The sequence below is a fragment of the Priestia sp. SIMBA_032 genome (assembly GCF_046535215.1).
Lineage (GTDB): Bacteria > Bacillota > Bacilli > Bacillales > Bacillaceae_H > Priestia > Priestia aryabhattai.
In genome coordinates this window covers 415472-431763 of sequence record NZ_JAWRXD010000001.1, presented here as the reverse complement: position 1 = coordinate 431763, position 16292 = coordinate 415472, and the positions used below count along the sequence as shown (strand labels likewise).

Here is a 16292-nt window from a genome sequence, read left to right as displayed (position 1 = left end):
TTTCCGTAAACATATATATCATACTCTTAAAAGTATAATTTATCTATAGTTTTTATGTAATCGATTCTCGGATGGTAACCAAGTTCGATGAAATGTCCTTTTTTTTCAATATCTGCCTTAGGGATTGATTTTCGTCCATCTTTTTTCATGGCATCCCAGTAAGGAAAAAGGAACTGTGCTTCGAACAAGTATATTTCTTGTAAAGTAGAGAACATTAATATAACGAAACAAACCCCGTTTTGTTTCACAATTTGCTTCATATGTTCAATTTGATGTTCATGAAAATTACGCAGAGGAAATGAGGTTTTATTTCTCGTTTCTTTTGCTTCAAAGTCAAGGTGTTTTCCTTTATAGACGCCATTATAGTCTGTAGTAGAAGCCTGTTTAAAATAAGCTTCTTTGATAACAGCGGCACTTCTCTTCGGATAGTCTACTTTTACAATTTGAACAGGGGTTGGTTTTTTGTGAACAATGGCTATTCCTTTTGAAACATAGTATTCATTTGTTTCGTTTAAATCGTCCTCCAGCGTCATACCACGATTGCTATAGCTAGCTTCTAGCTTTTTAGGGGAAGGACTGCTGGTATTCAATGGCTTATAGGCCTTTCCGTTAGGATAGCGAATCATAACCATCACTCCTTTAGTGTAAATCTATTAAACAAACAAATTCTATTATACCAAATCCTACAAATAAAAATAGATGAAAGAAGATGAAGAGATGTCACTCAATAGTTCGGAACAAGCGCTGTTGACGGCGATTAAAAAAACAACAGACAAGCTGAATATTGATAATATATCAAGAACCCAAGCTTATGCAACTTTTTATCATAGATATCCTGAAGTAAAGTGGGCATTTCTCGCAAGTATGGTATCCCGAAACGCAGGGTGGAATATGTGTGATTTGCAAGGGAAAATCATGAAAAAAGCGTTATCAAAGCAAACGCGCGATTTATTATTTTTGACGTACGAAAGAGCAAATTGGCTTATTTTCAAAGATGCCTTCCCGCAATTACTATTGTATGCTGTTTCGCGTAAAAAACATGTCTCTTACCTTCATTTACTTCCCTATTTAAATGTTTCATCTTTTATCGAAGAGAAGTGGAGGCAATTTATGCAGAAACCTTGTGAACTGGAGCTTATTCATGCATTAATTGTGAATGAGCAGCACGTTATTCAAAAGCCCGTTATTGAACAGCCTTTTTATCAAGATAAAGTGTTTAAAAGTATGCTGTTTTTTTTTCAAGATATATTCCACTTTAGCTCCGTCCTTTTTCCTACTACAAAAGGGGAGCTATACGGTTGTTCTGTTCATGATTTTACAAAAGTAAATAATCGGATTGATTTGGGGAAGAAATTAGCGGCTTTATTATTTCATGAAAAGTATTATCCCTCGTTTTATGAATTTTCTTTGAAAACAAAGCATACGGGTTCGAGATATGATTATGAGCAGTATTTTGTGGATGAAACCAGTTGCTGTACACCTGCACTTCGAAAGGTGTATCCGGCTATTAGACATCATGAAAAAAAGAGAGAAAAATGGTTTTTAACAAAAAAAGAGGAACAAAAGCTCATGAAAAAGCCACATTTTCCAAAGAAAGTTCATTTTACAAAGTGGTATCTTCAAAAGCAAAAGCAGCTGCATATATTAATGAAAGTAGTGCAAGTAGTTAATGTAAATAAAAACGGTCACAAGTGACCGTTTTGTTCTTAAGTAGAAGGCTGGTTAGGACCGTTTAACTTTTTAGGATCACCGTAGGTTTTTGTTTCAGGCTTATTTTTAGGCTGTGATTTTTGCTGTTTGTTGGCCATATCTAGGCACCTCCTATCATGTTGTAATGAACGTTCAGCAGCAGAATGTATCCGCTTAGCTGAAATGTCTATACTAGTGTTTTCAATATGTTCTCTTTCGATTCACCATAAATGAAAATGTCGAAAACATCTTTCTTTGACGAATAGAAACTAGTTTTGTCATGTGTGAAGGGACATTGAATAAAAAAGAGAATACGTTATGCAAAGGAAAATTTGGAGGGATGGCGATGAAACAAAGTATGGTTAAAACAAGCGAAATGATGACTTTATTAGATAGCTTACTAGAGCAAGTAGATTTAGTGGATAAAACGATGTCTACATCTATAAATGAAGCATTTACACATTGTGAAGAAACATATATGGAACAAGTTCATCGCATTGACCAATCACTGCAAGAAATTGAAGTAGCTGTGTATGAAAGCATGCCTTCCGAAACAGAATGGAGTAGAAGCCGAAGAGAAATGGTTCTTCATACAGTATAAAGATTGTTTATGTTACAATAGTCATCGTAGAGGTGACGAATAACGATGAATGAAGATGTGAAAAAAAGTACGGAGATCATGTTTCAATATAATGAAGTAGCTGTAGAACGATTAGCGTCTATTCAACAGGAAGAAAATTATGAAGTGAAATTTTTTGAAGAAGTAAAGCCTTATGGAGATATTTTCTTCAAAGAACTTGATGAATGGGCTAGTCTCGTAACGGAATGGCTGAAGAAAGAGCGACCAAAATATATTCATGTTAATCAAGTAGAGACGTTAAAAGAAAATTTACAAAACGTTGTACTACAGTCATTTTATCCCGAGACGCGAGAAAAGCGATTTAAAAAGATGTATCACTCAAATAAGTATGTGCTCGAGTCGATATTGAATAATTAATCCCGGCCTTCCGTTAAGATCTACAAGGTGGGGATTTTCTATGTATGAAATGGTAACAAAAGTATTTTACTCGAAGTGAAAAACGAACTATCGATCATTTTTTGATTCGTAGTTCGTTTTTTTGATGATCAGCATAGGTTTCATCTGTTTCGTTCCGTCGAGTAGTTGATTGGAGGGCAAGGCGAAGACTCCTGCGGGAAAAGCGAAACAGATGAGACCCCGCAGAAAATGAAGCCTTGCACGGAGATCAACTGCGGGGTCATAAGCGGTTCAGCTCATGTATCCCATTTGTTCGTTTCTAGATTGGATTCATTTTGTTATGTCCCAGCCTCTTTTTATCATGATCAATAAAAAGTTAATCAAAATCTTTTTGAGATTGGATAGAAACAGCTGGGTGATCTTGTGAAGCGACTGTATCGATATGATAATCAACTTTTTCGGTATGTTTAGAAGCAACGGCGTTATTTGTTTTATTTACTGCACTTTGTCCCTGTTTTTTGTGATCAAAATGTTTTCCACGACTCATGAGATAGACCTCCTTTATTGAATACTACGTTAAAGCTTTTATAGTATAAACAAGTCAAAAAAGAAGTATGTGTCCACTTTAAAGGAAACAAAGAAACCACCGATTTCTCGGTGGTAGTAAAAAAATTAATCGTCTTGTGCACTAAAATCGGGCTTAGTAGCTCCAATTTGTTCGAGTTCACGTACAGCGGCTTTGTAATTCATAGGAGTTAAAAAACCTTTTAAATACTGCTGCTGAGCAAAATCGAGTAATTCATTACTTGACTGCGGCTCATACTGTTTCACCGCTATAAAAGCTTCTTGAAGTTCGTTCACATACATGTAAATTCCCTCCTAATCCCCATTTGTGCCACTACGTATCGTAGTATCACTTGTTCTTATCGTACCATATATTTAAATAATCTCGTTTTTTTGAAAAATTTAAACTTTCGACAGAAACCTACATATTTTTGAATGCGTTCTCCAAAAGTACAAGTAGACGAACGTCACCTCTTATTTCTGCATACATACTATATATTATGTAATATTAAAAAGGAGGTATTGATTTTGCATGTATACAAGTAAGCACTATCCGTATTATGAGCAACATCAACCAGAACGTTTTGATTTAAGTCAGGTACATCCATTTCCGCAGTATCATCAGCAACCATGGACGGAAGCTTATATGCCGCAACATCCGTACGCTCAGCAACAAATGCCTTTTGGTCCTCAGCAAATTCCCTATATGAACGGAATGTACCAGCAGCCCATGTACAATAATGCAGGTGCGCCTTTTAATCCATACCCTAAAGCTCAGCAACAAAAGCCTCAGCCTTCTCAGTTTCAGTCATTAATGTCCCAGTTTAAATCAAGTGATGGCAATTACGATATGAACAAGATGATGAATACTGCAGGGCAGATGATGGGAGCTATGAACCAATTAACATCCCTAGTAAAAGGATTTTCCGGGATTTTCAAAGTATAAGGACTAGAAGGTGTTTTCTAGTCCCTGCTTATTATTTCTTCTTTTGATTTTTCAAATAGTTTTCTCCAAGAAGTGTAAATACTTCATTGTAAGTTAATCCAGACTGAGCATTTAAACGTTTGACTTCTTCGATATCTGTTGTTGATGAAGTTGAAATTTGATGTTTGTTTTTTTTCATAAAACCTCTCCTTTTCTATGTAAAATGAATAACGCTCCATCTTAGTATATTTCCAAATGTTCCTCTTCTATAAGTGGAAAAAAACGCCGAAGACGCTCATGGCTCTTCGGCGTTTTTTTTCAATAAAGATGAGCGTTTAGAGAAATTAAGAACGGCGAGAGCGGCGAGCTCCACGAGAAGAACGGCGGGTACTTCGGGAAGAGCGGCGAGTAGAACGGCGAGTAGAACGGCGAGAAGAGCGGCGAGTAGAACGGCGAGTAGAACGGCGAGAAGAGCGGCGAGTAGAACGGCGAGAAGAGCGGCGAGTAGAACGGCGAGTAGAACGGCGAGTAGAACGGCGAGAAGAGCGGCGAGAAGAGCGGCGAGAAGAGCGGCGAGAAGAGCGGCGAGAAGAGCGGCGAGTAGAACGGCGAGAAGAGCGGCGAGAAGAGCGGCGAGTAGAACGGCGAGAAGAGCGGCGAGTAGAACGGCGAGTAGAACGGCGAGAAGAGCGGCGAGTAGAATGGCGAGAAGAACCACGAGAAGAACGACGAGAAGAACCACGAGAAGAACGACGAGAAGAACTACGAGAAGAACGGCGACGTCTTGTCAGAGGGCCGGCAGTCGGCTCTTGAAACATAAAAGATTTTAATTCTGTACACTCCAGGGCCTCTGCAGCTTCTTTAATTTTTTGAGCTGTAATATGCAATTAAAAAACCTCCTATATATTGGACTAGGTATTGTCTTAATAGGATACGTTGCAGTATTGATTTTTGATATAGGGCAAAAGTGGAATTTACATAAATAGTTGATAGGATGAGGTATCACGGTGAATTTGAGGTTCATATAATTTATTAATTGAAGAAAGGTGGTCAAGTAATGAAACAAAAAGAAATTCCTCAATACGCTTTGTTTGTAAATGTAAAAGATTTAAAAGAAATGCACAGAGACATTTGGTCAGAAGAAGTCGTTCAGGCAACGATGAAATTTAACAAAAAGCGCTACGATATTGATTTGTTGCTAAGAGGCTCACATATTCGGAAGATGAAGAAAAAGTCATATTTTATTGAATTTTATTCCCCAAAAATCTTTCAGCATTCTAAAGAAATACATTTGAACGCTGAATACAAAGATCCATCCCTTATGCGCAACAAATTATCCCTCGATTTTTTCTCCTCCTTAGACGTTTTATCTCCTCACTCTCAGTTTGTTACCCTCACGATTAATGGGAAAAACGAAGGGGTATATCTTCAGCTCGAATCGGTAGATGAACTATTTTTGAAAAAAAGAAATTTAGCGGATGGATCCATATTTTATGCAGTGGACGGAGATGCTAATTTTTCTTTAATGAGTGATTTGGATAAAAAGCCGAAAACATCCCTATTATCAGGTTATGAAGATAAAGTAGTGAAACAAGGAGATGAGGAAAAATTAGAACAGTTTATATTTAATGTTAATACATGGACAAATACAGAATTCGAACAGAATATTGAGAAGTATCTAAACGTCGACCGGTACTTATCTTGGTTAGTTGGTATTATTTGTATGCAAAATTATGACGGTTTTGTTCATAACTATGCTCTATATCGAGACCATGACAGTGGACGCTTTGAACTGATTCCATGGGATTATGATGCGACTTGGGGAAGGGATGTAAATGGAAAAGTAATGGAAGGAGATTATGTCCGTGCACAAGGATTCAACACTCTTACAGCTCGTTTGTTGGCAGTAGATGGAATTAAAAAGCATTACATTCAAAAGATGAACAATGTTCTAAATAATCAATTTACAGTGGAATATATGAAGCCCATTGTCTATCAAATGCACGAAGAGCTTAAGCCTTATATTTTGAAAGATCCTTATGTAAAAAAAAATATAGAACAGTTTTATGAGGAGCCGGCATTTATTTTATCTTTTATAAAAGACCGAACAACATATATTAAAAATAATCTTCTCACTTTTTAGATACCGTAGAATGATAGGCAAAAGTGGAATTTGTTAATAATAGGCAAATGTACGAAATCAATAGCTGTACATGATACGTATATATACAGTATGAATGACCAATATGGATGACTAACAAGGAGGAAAAAGAATGGAAAACTATTATTATTATTATGGGCAAAATCAAGGTCAAAATTCAAATCCAAACCGAAAACGCAGCCACAGCAAAAATGCAAATCGGCCTGATAAAGGCTATTCTTCGCAGTTTAAACCTTTAAAAGGAAGAATGGTGACTGTTTATCGAGGAGGTCCTGAATCAAAAACAGGTTATTTACTTGATGTTCAGTCTGATTATTTAATATTAGCAGTAGAAAACGATAACAATAATAACAGCGATGAAAACAATAATGAAGGAAATAACAACCAAAACAATCAAAGCAATCAAAACAACCAAAACAACCAAAACAACCAAAACAATCAAAATAATCAACAAGAATATACGGTTGTATATTATCATTTATCCCATGTTAAGAGTATTACGGAAGATGCTGTGTCAAATTCAGCACAGACGTTTACCGGGTTTGATAATGAGGGTACTTTAGAGTTGTATAGAGGCAAGACATTTGCTAGTACTTTATCATTACTGAAAAGTAAATATGTTCAAATAAATCAAGGCGGTCCTGAGAAAAAAGCAGGCCAGCTACTTGACGTATTAGGTTCGTCAGAGTCTGCTTACCTTGTGTTACTGTCGGAAGATGATGGTGTTGTCTATATCAATGTTGAACATGTAAAAAGTATAAGTGAATATCAAAATGATAATAACAATAATAACAATAATAACAATAATAACAATCAAATGAATAATCAATTTGCTACAAATCAGGAACCAACTTATATGAAATCAAAAACCTTTAATAATTTATTTACTCATCTATCACACAAATGGGTATCAATCAATGGTGGCGGTCCAGAGGCTGTAGAAGGTGTATTGGTGCAAAGCCGGAATGGTACTTTTACCCTTGTTCAAGACAATCAAGTATTACGCTTACAACCAAGACATGTTAAAACCATTTGTGTAGGAGCAAAAGGATCTTTTAAACAAAATAATAATCAAGATGATGAGCAGAAAGAGGAAAATACAAAAACTGAAGACGGAGGATCAGCAGAAGGCGTTTCAGAAGGTCGTACAGGAAGAAGCCGCACAGGTTCATATTCCTCAAGAAAAAGCCGCCGCACAGATTCACACTCGTCAGCGTCAAGAGAGCAAGTCATCCAAACAAAAAATTATCGCTGGAAAGCATAATGAATAAGAACAAAAAAGGTGCTTATAAAGCACCTTTTCTGTCATATAGGAAAGGGGGAGGAGAATGAGTATAAATCGCTATATTAATAAAATTGTAGAAGTAGATATTTCAGGGAATACTAAGTTTATTGGCAGACTTGTTGACTTAGGGTTAGATGTCATGATTTTGTATAATGGACATGATTATTTGTATATTCCTCTTTTACACATGCATCGTTTGCAGGAAGTATCGGAAGAAGACTATACGGTTTTACGTGAAATAGAAGAGAACTTAATAGAAGAAAGTCAGCGGATTTCCTATCGTAATATTTTACAGCAGGCAAAAGGGAAATTTATTGAAATTTATGTGACAGGAGGGAAATCATTGCACGGCTATATTACAAGCGTGCTGAATGATTATCTTGTGTTTTATTCTCCAGTGTATAAAAATGTCTTTGTTTCTCTGCATCATTTGAAATGGCTTACCCCTTACAGCAATGAGTTAACCCCTTATTCTTTAAGTGACAAAGAGCTACCAGTAAGGCCCGCCTCTGCACCTTTTGTCAGAAACTTTGAAGAGCAGCTTAAAAAATATGAAAATCAACTGGTTGTATTAGATTTAGGGGATCAATCAGAAAAGATTGGCGTACTTAAAGAAGTTTCTAATAATATTGTTGAACTAATTACCGCAAATGGAGAAAGTATCTATTGGAAGCTAGCTCATGTAAAATCTGTGCACTTGCCTTAGAAAAAGAGACCTCGCTGTCGTCTCTTTTTTTTATGTGCTTATCAGGACAAGTATATTGAATAAACAAATGAGACGATTTAAATTTTTTAGAAAATTATGTTGACAATAAAGAAAATCTTTATTAAAGTTAGTAACAACAAACGTTAACCACCAACAATTATATAGAACTCTTATCAAGAGTGGCGGAGGGACTGGCCCTGCGATGCCCGGCAACCATCAAATGAAACATTCATTTGAACGGTGCTAATTCCTGTGGAACATCAGTATTGTTCTAACAGATGAGAGAAATCGTGTATAAACGAACACTCTTTCATCTGTGAAGAGTGTTTTTTATTTTGAGTTAAGGAGAGAAATAGATGAAAATTGAAACTTTATTAGTTCGTTCAGGAGTAGGTCGTGACCCTTCAACAGGTTCTATTACAACCCCCATTTACCAAGCATCAACATTTGCTCACCCTGCTTTAGGGCAAAGTACAGGATTTGACTATGCACGTACGGCAAACCCTACTCGTACAGCATTGGAAGAAGCAATTGCTGCTTTAGAAAAAGGCGAAGTAGGAGCAGCATTCGCTTCAGGAATGGCGGGTGTAATGGCAGTTTTAGCACTATTTAAAAACGGAGATCATTTAATTGTATCAGAGGATTTATACGGAGGAACGTATCGAGTACTAAATGAAATCTTTTCAGAGCAAGGAATTACTGTTTCGTACGTCAACACAGCCCATCTCGAGCAAGTAAAAGATGCGCTTCGTCCCAACACGAAAGCTTTATTTATTGAAACACCTACAAATCCAATGATGCACGTAACTGATTTGCCAGAAGCAATTGCGTTAGCTAAACAGCATGATTTGCTTACTATCATTGACAATACATTCATGTCCCCTTACTATCAGCGCCCTTTAGAGCTTGGAGCAGATATTGTGATACATAGTGCAAGCAAATACATTGGAGGTCATAATGATGTAGTTGCTGGTCTTGTAGTCGCTCGATGTAGTAGCTTAGGAGAGAAAATTCGTTTTTATCAAAATGCAGCTGGGGCAATCTTAGGTCCACAAGATAGCTGGCTGTTATTGCGCGGTGTTAAGACGCTAGCGCTTCGTATGGAAAAGCATAACGAAAATGCACTGAAAATTGCAAATTGGCTTACTGCTCATGATCTCGTGGAAAAAGTGTATTACCCTGGTCTTGAAACACATCCGGGCTATGAAATTATGAAGAAACAAGCAACTGGATTTGGAGGCATGATTTCTTTTGCTGTCTCACACCCTGACATCGTGTCCACGCTTTTGGAAAATGTCAAAGTTATTACATTTGCAGAAAGCTTAGGAGGCGTAGAAAGTTTAATGACATTCCCAGCTCGTCAAACACACGCGGACATTCCGGAGGAAATTCGAAATCGTGTTGGAGTAACAAACTGTTTACTGCGATTATCAGTTGGAATTGAGCACGCAGATGATTTAATTAAAGATTTGAAGGAGGCATTTGATGCATACCAACAATAATAAACATAGATTTGGTACGAACTTAATTCATGCAAATACAGGAATTGACGGTCATTTTGGAGCGGTTAACGTACCTATTTATCAGGTATCTACATTTAACCAAGAAGATGAGACGAACGACGGCCGCTATGACTATTCTCGCTCAGGAAATCCAACTCGTGAGGCTTTAGAAAACACCATTGCTCAGCTAGAAAATGGATACGCTGGCTTTGCTTTTTCATCAGGTATGGCTGCTATCTCCTCGGTGTTATCTATTTTTGAATCAGGGGATGAAATTTTAGTTTCACACGATACGTACGGCGGGACATATCGTGTATTAACACGATTATTTTCAAAGTTTGGTATCAAAACAACTTTTGTTGATACAACGAAGGTTGAAAAAGTAGAAGAAGCTATCACAAAAGATACGAAGGCTATTTATGTCGAAAGCCCTTCAAATCCATTTTTACAAGTAACGGATATTAAAGCAGTAGCAAGTTTGGCGAAGGAGCGCAATGTTCTTACAATTGTGGATAACACGTTTTTAACACCTTATCTACAGCAGCCGATTGACCTTGGTGTAAATATTGTAATTCATAGTGCTACAAAATATATCAGCGGTCACAGTGACGTCATTGGCGGTCTAGTTGTGGTAAGCGATGAAAAGCTAGCGGAAGAAGTAAGGTTTGTACAAAATGCTTTTGGTGCTATCTTAGGACCACAGGATTGTTTTTTACTGCTTCGAGGCATTAAGACATTAAAAGTTCGTTTAGATCAACAGTTAAAAACAGCACTGCAGTTTGCAAAGTGGCTTGAAGAACAATCTCTAGTGAGCCGTGTATACTACCCAGGTTTAAAAAGTCATCCAGACCACAGACTCATTTCAGAACAAGCAAATGGATACGGAGCTATGATTTCTTTCCAAGTACAGGATGAAAAAGTAGCACGACATATTTTGCAAGGAGTCAAATTGGCTTCAATTGGCGTTAGTCTAGGTGCAGTTGAATCCATTCTAACGCATCCTGCAACAATGTCTCATGCAAGTATCCCAAAAGAAGTACGTGAAGAAAAAGGAATTACTGATTCACTTCTTCGCCTTTCAGTAGGGTTAGAGGAATTCGAGGATTTGAAGCAAGACTTTAACGCTGTTTTTCAAAGCTTAGAAGAAAAAGCGTTAATTAAATAAAAAAAGGACTTCCATCAAGGAAGTCCTTTTTCTTGTTATATACAGCTATCTAAAAGGTTTGTGTATAGGGACGTAAGCGCAACTTTTTCATCAGAGGAAAGACTGCTGTTTAGAATTCTTTTGATGCCAAGATGATATTTTACATACGGTGTTTGCCGAACGCGTGGGTGAGTCATTTCATCTTTTAAATCTTTCAGAATGGCTTCGTGAAGCTGATCTTCACTTGCCATGGCTTGGTTAGAAGCGAACGAACGGTTCAACCATAGGGTCTGATAAGCTGCTAGTAAATGTTCAGAAGTCATTGTGCAAAGAGCTCCTTTAGATTAGTTTCTTCATTATAATAATTTATATTTTACCATAAGTATTAATACGTGTACGTAACTTTTACAGAAGCAGATACAGTCAAGGACTGAGCTTGAATAGGGGGAGAGGCTGCTAATAACTTAGGCGAGGAGCCAGATGACTGATAGACGGGTCCTTCTTCGATTAAAATAGGGATTTGGTTAATAGGGAGCTGCAGCGTGTTGGCAATGGTAAAGGCCTTTTCTTTAGCATTTAATAAAGCTTTACTTATCGCTTCTTGTTCATATTTATCATCATTTGTAACGTGAAATTGAAGGTCTTGCGCTACGTTGGCTCCGCTTGAAAACGTAGCGTTATAGACATCGCCTGCTTGTTTTACATCTTGTACTCTTACTCTAAATAAGTGCTGTACTTCGTATCCTGTAAGAGTGGATTTTCCATCGCTGTAATCATATTTAGGATTTATGGTGAATGAAGCTGTGTCAATTTGCTGGTCGTTGATTCCAAGATTTTTCATCTCTTGCAGCAAAGTGTTTGAAACAGCTGAATTTTCTTTTAAAGCTTCTTGAACATCTCGGTTTTCCGTACGAGTTCCAATCGTCATGGAAATTTCATTTGGAATGGCTGAAGCAGTTCCTTCACCAATTACTTTAATTTCTCTATTTTGTGTATCTACGCGCAATTGTTGTGTAGGTTCATAAGGGAAATAAGAATGTTGCATACAAAAACCTCCTTTATTGATCTTTAATATATATGATAAGCAAAGGAGATTAAAAACAAAAAGAGATTGAGACATAACTAAATCAACCGCTAGAAGAAACTATATACATAAAACCTATATTCACCTTACCAATAAAAAATCCGAACGAATTTGATTCTTCATCAAGAATCTCGATTCATCGTTCGGATCTTCCTTCAACTAACGTACTTTTTTTCAGTTTCTTTTTGTTTATTTCGATTCTTTTATTAAGGTTTCTTTCATTTCAATGAATTGATTTTGAACATCGTTTGACGGTTTCTTTGTTAGTAAACTTACAATAATAACAGCTAATAAGCTGAAAAAGAACCCAGGAATCATTTCATAAAGAGCATCCTTCAATGGAGTATTTACCCAAATTAATACTGTAGCAGCACCTACAATCATCCCTGCAAGGGCTCCCCATCGAGTCATACGCTTCCAGTAAAGACTTAGTAAAATAGCAGGACCAAAAGCTGAACCAAATCCAGCCCATGCGTATCCAACCAGTCCTAAAATCGTATCGCTAGGTTTTAAAGAAAGCAAAATGCCAATAATTGCAACACCTAAAACCGCAGCTCTTCCAACCGTTACAAGCTCTTTGTCAGAGGCTTTGCGTCGGAAAAATGTTTTATAAAAATCTTCTGTAACAGAGCTTGCCGTTACAAGCAGCTGAGAAGAAATCGTGCTCATAATTGCTGCTAGTAAAGCTGCATATAAAAATCCAGTAATTAACGGATTGAAGAGTATATCCGCAAACTTAATAAAAATAGTTTCAGGGTCTGTTAGTTTCATACCCGTTTTTTCTACATATGCAATTCCAACGAGCCCTGTCAGCATAGCGCCAATAATTGAAATGATCATCCAGCTCATTCCAATACGGCGTGCGGGTTTTAATTCTTTAACAGAAGAGATAGCCATAAAACGGACGATAATATGAGGCTGGCCGAAATAGCCAAGTCCCCAGGCTAAGAAGGATATAATACCTAAAACGGTCGTACCTTTAAAAATGTCCAGATATGCTGGATTAATGTCCTGTACAATATCCATCGTTGTGTTAATGCCTCCAACATTGGTGAAAGCTACAATGGGTACTAAAACTAAAGCAAGAAACATAATAACACCTTGAACAAAATCTGTTAAACTAACAGCTAAAAATCCACCGAAAAGAGTGTAGGCAATAACAACAGATGCTGTTACAAATAAGCCAATTTGATAATTTACACCAAATGCCGATTCGAACAATCTTCCGCCTGATACCATACCAGCTGAAGTATAAAGAGTGAAGAAAATAAAGATCACAATCGCTGATACTGTTCGAAGAACCTTGGCATGGTCGCCAAAGCGATTTTCAAAAAAGTCCGGAATTGTAATGGAGTCATTCGCTACTTCGGTATAAGTGCGAAGGCGCGGAGCGAGGATTAAATAATTTAAATAAGCACCAATAGATAAACCTACCGCAAGCCATAAACTTGAAAGACCTGTCACATACATGGATCCCGGAAGACCCATTAGCATCCATCCGCTCATATCTGAAGCGCCTGCTGAAAGCGCAGTAACAGCCGGACCTAGTCCACGTCCGCCTAGCATGTAACCTGATACGTCTTGCGTTGTTTTTGTGTAGGCATACCATCCTATTCCAAGCATTCCTACAAAATAAATGCCCAGTGAAATATAAACACCAATATCCACAAAATCTCCCCTTTATGCATTTTTTATGCATGAAACGAGCACTGCTCGCCATGCAAACATCTTATGGTTTCTAAAACTAACAAACTTTTCCCTTACTATCAACCCACAAAAACGTAAATTACCTAAGTCTAAAATCCCCTAAACCTTTATACTATAGAAATGAAATCGTTTTCAAAATAAAGTAAAATAAAAACATTCAGAAAAATATAACTGTATTTTTTATGCACTATTTTATGCAATAGGTAAAATAAAAAGAGCATTTTATAAAATGCTCTTTTGACATTCATGTATATTAGCGCGAATTCGGGAATACGCGTCGAACAACTTCCGAAAACTCGTCAAACAGTCCAGAAACAGGCTTGCCGGTTTGAAGCTTGTCTACATATCCGTTCATACGGTTTACAAAGTCAGGGTTTGTTGATACAAACACTCGATGAACACTGCCGTCAGCTTTTCTCACTTCATGTGCGATCTTATGCTCCATATCTTTTGTGAGATTACCTTCTTTGTTATCATCTAATACAGCTGCTACATAAGCTGTATGGTCGGTTACGATTACGTTAGCATCTTTAACGTTTTTTAATGCTACGATACGATCAGCAGCCACATCCGCTACTCTCATTCCGCCGGACTGGTTATATTGTTCTTTTTCGTTACGCTGTACATCTTGCGTATCGTTTATGTCATTCATTTTCGTTTTATTGTTTCCATTTTCATATGTGACGTTGCGGACTGTATCATCATCAATGACGCCATCTTTACCTTGATCTGCTGTGCTGCAGCCGAATAAAGAAAGGGTCGTCATGCAGCCTACAACAAACAAAAACGATTTCTTCATGATAGTATCACTCCTTATAAGTTTTAACCTTTCTTATAATTTGTTAAAAACGCGTGAAACATACATGAAAAATACAAAAAAGCCTATACTATCGAAAAAGGAGGAATATGTATGAGTGGAATTCAACAAAGCGTATTTGTTCTTCATACAAAAGAAGAAAACCATGAAGAAACAACAACGTTTGCGTTAACTTCAGAAGAAGCTAAGCTGTTATTTGAGACCCTGCAAAATAAGCGAAAAGAAATTATCGACGCCCATATTGATAACATGTTGACGTAAGGAACATAAATATCTTGCAAAACGGATGAGACATACATTAAGAATGGCCAAATATTTGCATTCTACATATAGGTATAGTATAATGTAAACGCAACCAAATATAATTAATACTATGTTTTGACCATATACTCGAATTAGATTTAGTGAAAATTCACTTGTTATAAAGGAGATCTACTTCGCGTAGGTCTCTTTTATAATATGTGAATTTTTTATTTACGGTATAAATGTAAATATAGAGTAACATATTAAAATTTTTACATTTTTTGGAGGTTTTTTTACATGGCTACTACAGGTACAGTAAAATGGTTTAACAGTGAAAAAGGCTTCGGTTTTATCGAAGTACCAGGCGAAAATGACGTATTTGTTCATTTTTCAGCAATCCAATCTGAAGGCTTCAAAACATTAGAAGAAGGCCAAAAAGTTGAATTTGAAATCGTTGAAGGCCAACGTGGACCTCAAGCGGAGAATGTTGTAAAATTATAATTCAACGCTACATATGAAAGCTGCCGATAGGCAGCTTTTTTTGTGCAAATTTGTTTTATTTGTATGATTAAGAAAATAGATTAAAGTAGGGGAGAAGGGAAGGCATGAGTTCATTTCATTGCTGTGCCACATGTCAACATTTTCAAAGCGTTAAATTGGATAAGGGAATGAAGTATCAATGCAAAAGACTAGGCTATGAAACCCGTCCTTCTTATCAGTTTACGTGCTGGGAGCCAAAAGAAGTGGTTAAAAAACTAATGGAAAAACGAAATCAAAAAGAGATTGATACATAACGAAATCGATCCCATCTAAAGACGAACAAAGAACAAATGGAATTGATTCTCTAGTATGAATTGCTTGTTACATCGCTGTTGGTTTCCGTGCAAGACTGCGCTTTCCGCGGGCGGGCGCTAAGCCTTGCCCTCCAATCAACAGCTATAAGCACCTACATACATGAAACCTACGTTCATCATCACTACGAAAAAATCCGAACGAGTTGGATTCTCCATCAGGAATCTCAATTCATCGTTCGGATTTTTACTAAATTACTTTTGTTCCAGCCTCTTTTAATTATTCCTCGTTATCTGTACCTTCCTCTGAAGGTAAATGCTTCCCGCAAAACTCTTTGACAGCTGCTTCTTCCTCTTCTTCAAGGTCGAAGTCTAATACTTTATTTGTTGAAACTTCGTAGAAATGAGTTTGGGCAATAGAAGTCTTATCTTCGCCTTTAATATATACTACGCGTAGTGCTAAGTCGCTGCCGGTATATAATTCATCCTCTTCTTCTACCTCAATGTATAAATGAAATTCATAGCGTTCACCTAGAAGGAGACCAAATGGATCCTGCAATTGTTCAGCTGTATATTCTTTAATTGTAAACATATGTACGTCCTTTCCATATATCAGTAAAATACTTGCATCATCTATTATAGTTTTTCTTTGTAAAGAAAGAAAGTGCATGCGTAATTCATGCACGGATTTATTCCTT

General features: G+C 37.0%; 23 protein-coding genes and 1 riboswitch. Of the genes, 12 read left to right on the top strand and 11 right to left on the bottom strand.

Features of this window, described 5'->3' with window-relative positions; all coding sequences use genetic code 11:
- Positions 1-26: 26 nt before the first annotated feature.
- Positions 27-626, bottom strand: a complete 600-nt coding sequence (gene recU / locus SB717_RS02165; protein ID WP_045293843.1) for a Holliday junction resolvase RecU — start codon at positions 624-626, stop codon at positions 27-29.
- A 73-nt stretch (positions 627-699) separates the two neighbouring features.
- Between recU and SB717_RS02160 the strand changes: the two genes are divergently transcribed.
- Complete coding sequence (locus tag SB717_RS02160) at positions 700-1695, top strand: DUF2515 family protein (RefSeq protein ID WP_074678378.1); 996 nt, start codon at positions 700-702, stop codon at positions 1693-1695.
- 11 nt (positions 1696-1706) lie between these two features.
- Here the strand turns inward: SB717_RS02160 and SB717_RS02155 are convergent, their stop codons facing one another.
- Positions 1707-1808, bottom strand: a complete 102-nt coding sequence (locus SB717_RS02155) for a hypothetical protein (protein WP_016763465.1) — start codon at positions 1806-1808, stop codon at positions 1707-1709.
- 227 nt (positions 1809-2035) lie between these two features.
- Between SB717_RS02155 and SB717_RS02150 the strand changes: the two genes are divergently transcribed.
- Together SB717_RS02150 and SB717_RS02145 are read left to right on the top strand one after the other, a co-directional pair.
- On the top strand, positions 2036-2290 hold the full coding sequence (locus SB717_RS02150; RefSeq protein WP_029325131.1) for a hypothetical protein: 255 nt from the start codon (positions 2036-2038) through the stop codon (positions 2288-2290).
- A 45-nt stretch (positions 2291-2335) separates the two neighbouring features.
- Positions 2336-2686 carry a YppE family protein gene (locus SB717_RS02145; protein ID WP_013056113.1) on the top strand — a complete coding sequence of 117 codons (351 nt, stop codon included), beginning with the start codon at positions 2336-2338 and terminating at the stop codon, positions 2684-2686.
- A 355-nt stretch (positions 2687-3041) separates the two neighbouring features.
- On the opposite strand, the gene SB717_RS02140 is transcribed toward SB717_RS02145, so the two are convergent.
- Both SB717_RS02140 and SB717_RS02135 read right to left on the bottom strand, forming a co-directional pair.
- Positions 3042-3212 (bottom strand): hypothetical protein, encoded by a 171-nt coding sequence (locus SB717_RS02140; protein WP_165573332.1) that lies wholly within the window; start codon positions 3210-3212, stop codon positions 3042-3044.
- Positions 3213-3337: 125 nt separating this feature from the next.
- The gene (locus tag SB717_RS02135) at positions 3338-3532 is read right to left on the bottom strand and encodes a YppF family protein (protein ID WP_013056115.1); all 195 of its coding nucleotides are present in this window, start codon (positions 3530-3532) and stop codon (positions 3338-3340) included.
- Between the two features lie 229 nt (positions 3533-3761).
- Here SB717_RS02135 and SB717_RS02130 point away from each other — a divergent pair, with 229 nt between their 5' ends.
- Positions 3762-4175 carry a YppG family protein gene (locus SB717_RS02130; RefSeq protein WP_013056116.1) on the top strand — a complete coding sequence of 138 codons (414 nt, stop codon included), beginning with the start codon at positions 3762-3764 and terminating at the stop codon, positions 4173-4175.
- A 31-nt stretch (positions 4176-4206) separates the two neighbouring features.
- Here SB717_RS02130 and SB717_RS02125 read toward each other — a convergent pair whose 3' ends face one another.
- Together SB717_RS02125 and SB717_RS02120 are read right to left on the bottom strand one after the other, a co-directional pair.
- Positions 4207-4353, bottom strand: a complete 147-nt coding sequence (locus SB717_RS02125) for a hypothetical protein (protein ID WP_013082337.1) — start codon at positions 4351-4353, stop codon at positions 4207-4209.
- Positions 4354-4498: 145 nt separating this feature from the next.
- Entirely contained in the window at positions 4499-5041 is a 543-nt protein-coding gene (locus tag SB717_RS02120) for a CotG/ExsB N-terminal domain-containing protein (protein ID WP_410903124.1), read from the bottom strand.
- 170 nt (positions 5042-5211) lie between these two features.
- Between SB717_RS02120 and SB717_RS02115 the strand changes: the two genes are divergently transcribed.
- The 5 genes from SB717_RS02115 (at position 5212) to SB717_RS02095 (ending at position 10973) form a co-directional block, all read left to right on the top strand.
- On the top strand, positions 5212-6297 hold the full coding sequence (locus SB717_RS02115; protein ID WP_410903123.1) for a CotH kinase family protein: 1086 nt from the start codon (positions 5212-5214) through the stop codon (positions 6295-6297).
- Between the two features lie 130 nt (positions 6298-6427).
- Positions 6428-7579 carry a spore coat protein gene (locus SB717_RS02110; protein ID WP_410903122.1) on the top strand — a complete coding sequence of 384 codons (1152 nt, stop codon included), beginning with the start codon at positions 6428-6430 and terminating at the stop codon, positions 7577-7579.
- 64 nt (positions 7580-7643) lie between these two features.
- On the top strand, positions 7644-8306 hold the full coding sequence (locus SB717_RS02105; protein WP_074678370.1) for a DUF2642 domain-containing protein: 663 nt from the start codon (positions 7644-7646) through the stop codon (positions 8304-8306).
- A gap of 167 nt (positions 8307-8473) precedes the next feature.
- A riboswitch (SAM riboswitch) is annotated at positions 8474-8591 on the top strand.
- 71 nt (positions 8592-8662) lie between these two features.
- Positions 8663-9808, top strand: a complete 1146-nt coding sequence (locus SB717_RS02100; RefSeq protein ID WP_074678368.1) for a trans-sulfuration enzyme family protein — start codon at positions 8663-8665, stop codon at positions 9806-9808.
- Positions 9792-10973: a trans-sulfuration enzyme family protein gene (locus SB717_RS02095; RefSeq protein WP_410903121.1), complete on the top strand. Its 1182-nt coding sequence runs from the start codon at positions 9792-9794 to the stop codon at positions 10971-10973. Before SB717_RS02100 ends, SB717_RS02095 begins: the two co-directional genes overlap by 17 nt.
- A 35-nt stretch (positions 10974-11008) precedes the next feature.
- Here SB717_RS02095 and SB717_RS02090 read toward each other — a convergent pair whose 3' ends face one another.
- The 4 genes from SB717_RS02090 to SB717_RS02075 form a co-directional block, all read right to left on the bottom strand.
- The gene (locus tag SB717_RS02090; protein WP_074678364.1) at positions 11009-11275 is read right to left on the bottom strand and encodes a hypothetical protein; all 267 of its coding nucleotides are present in this window, start codon (positions 11273-11275) and stop codon (positions 11009-11011) included.
- A gap of 62 nt (positions 11276-11337) precedes the next feature.
- On the bottom strand, positions 11338-11997 hold the full coding sequence (locus SB717_RS02085; protein ID WP_074678362.1) for an SIMPL domain-containing protein: 660 nt from the start codon (positions 11995-11997) through the stop codon (positions 11338-11340).
- 228 nt (positions 11998-12225) lie between these two features.
- Positions 12226-13704, bottom strand: a complete 1479-nt coding sequence (gene putP / locus SB717_RS02080; protein ID WP_074678360.1) for a sodium/proline symporter PutP — start codon at positions 13702-13704, stop codon at positions 12226-12228.
- A 292-nt stretch (positions 13705-13996) separates the two neighbouring features.
- Complete coding sequence (locus tag SB717_RS02075) at positions 13997-14542, bottom strand: YhcN/YlaJ family sporulation lipoprotein (protein WP_410903120.1); 546 nt, start codon at positions 14540-14542, stop codon at positions 13997-13999.
- Between the two features lie 111 nt (positions 14543-14653).
- Here SB717_RS02075 and SB717_RS02070 point away from each other — a divergent pair, with 111 nt between their 5' ends.
- The 3 genes from SB717_RS02070 (at position 14654) to SB717_RS02060 (ending at position 15597) form a co-directional block, all read left to right on the top strand.
- Positions 14654-14821: a hypothetical protein gene (locus SB717_RS02070; RefSeq protein WP_176547858.1), complete on the top strand. Its 168-nt coding sequence runs from the start codon at positions 14654-14656 to the stop codon at positions 14819-14821.
- A 279-nt stretch (positions 14822-15100) separates the two neighbouring features.
- Positions 15101-15304: a cold-shock protein gene (locus SB717_RS02065; protein WP_013056130.1), complete on the top strand. Its 204-nt coding sequence runs from the start codon at positions 15101-15103 to the stop codon at positions 15302-15304.
- Between the two features lie 104 nt (positions 15305-15408).
- A complete protein-coding gene (locus SB717_RS02060) occupies positions 15409-15597 on the top strand; it encodes a hypothetical protein (RefSeq protein ID WP_074678358.1) in 189 nt (62 codons plus the stop codon).
- A 277-nt stretch (positions 15598-15874) separates the two neighbouring features.
- Here the strand turns inward: SB717_RS02060 and SB717_RS02055 are convergent, their stop codons facing one another.
- On the bottom strand, positions 15875-16186 hold the full coding sequence (locus SB717_RS02055; protein ID WP_074679389.1) for a DUF6509 family protein: 312 nt from the start codon (positions 16184-16186) through the stop codon (positions 15875-15877).
- Positions 16187-16292: the final 106 nt, after the last annotated feature.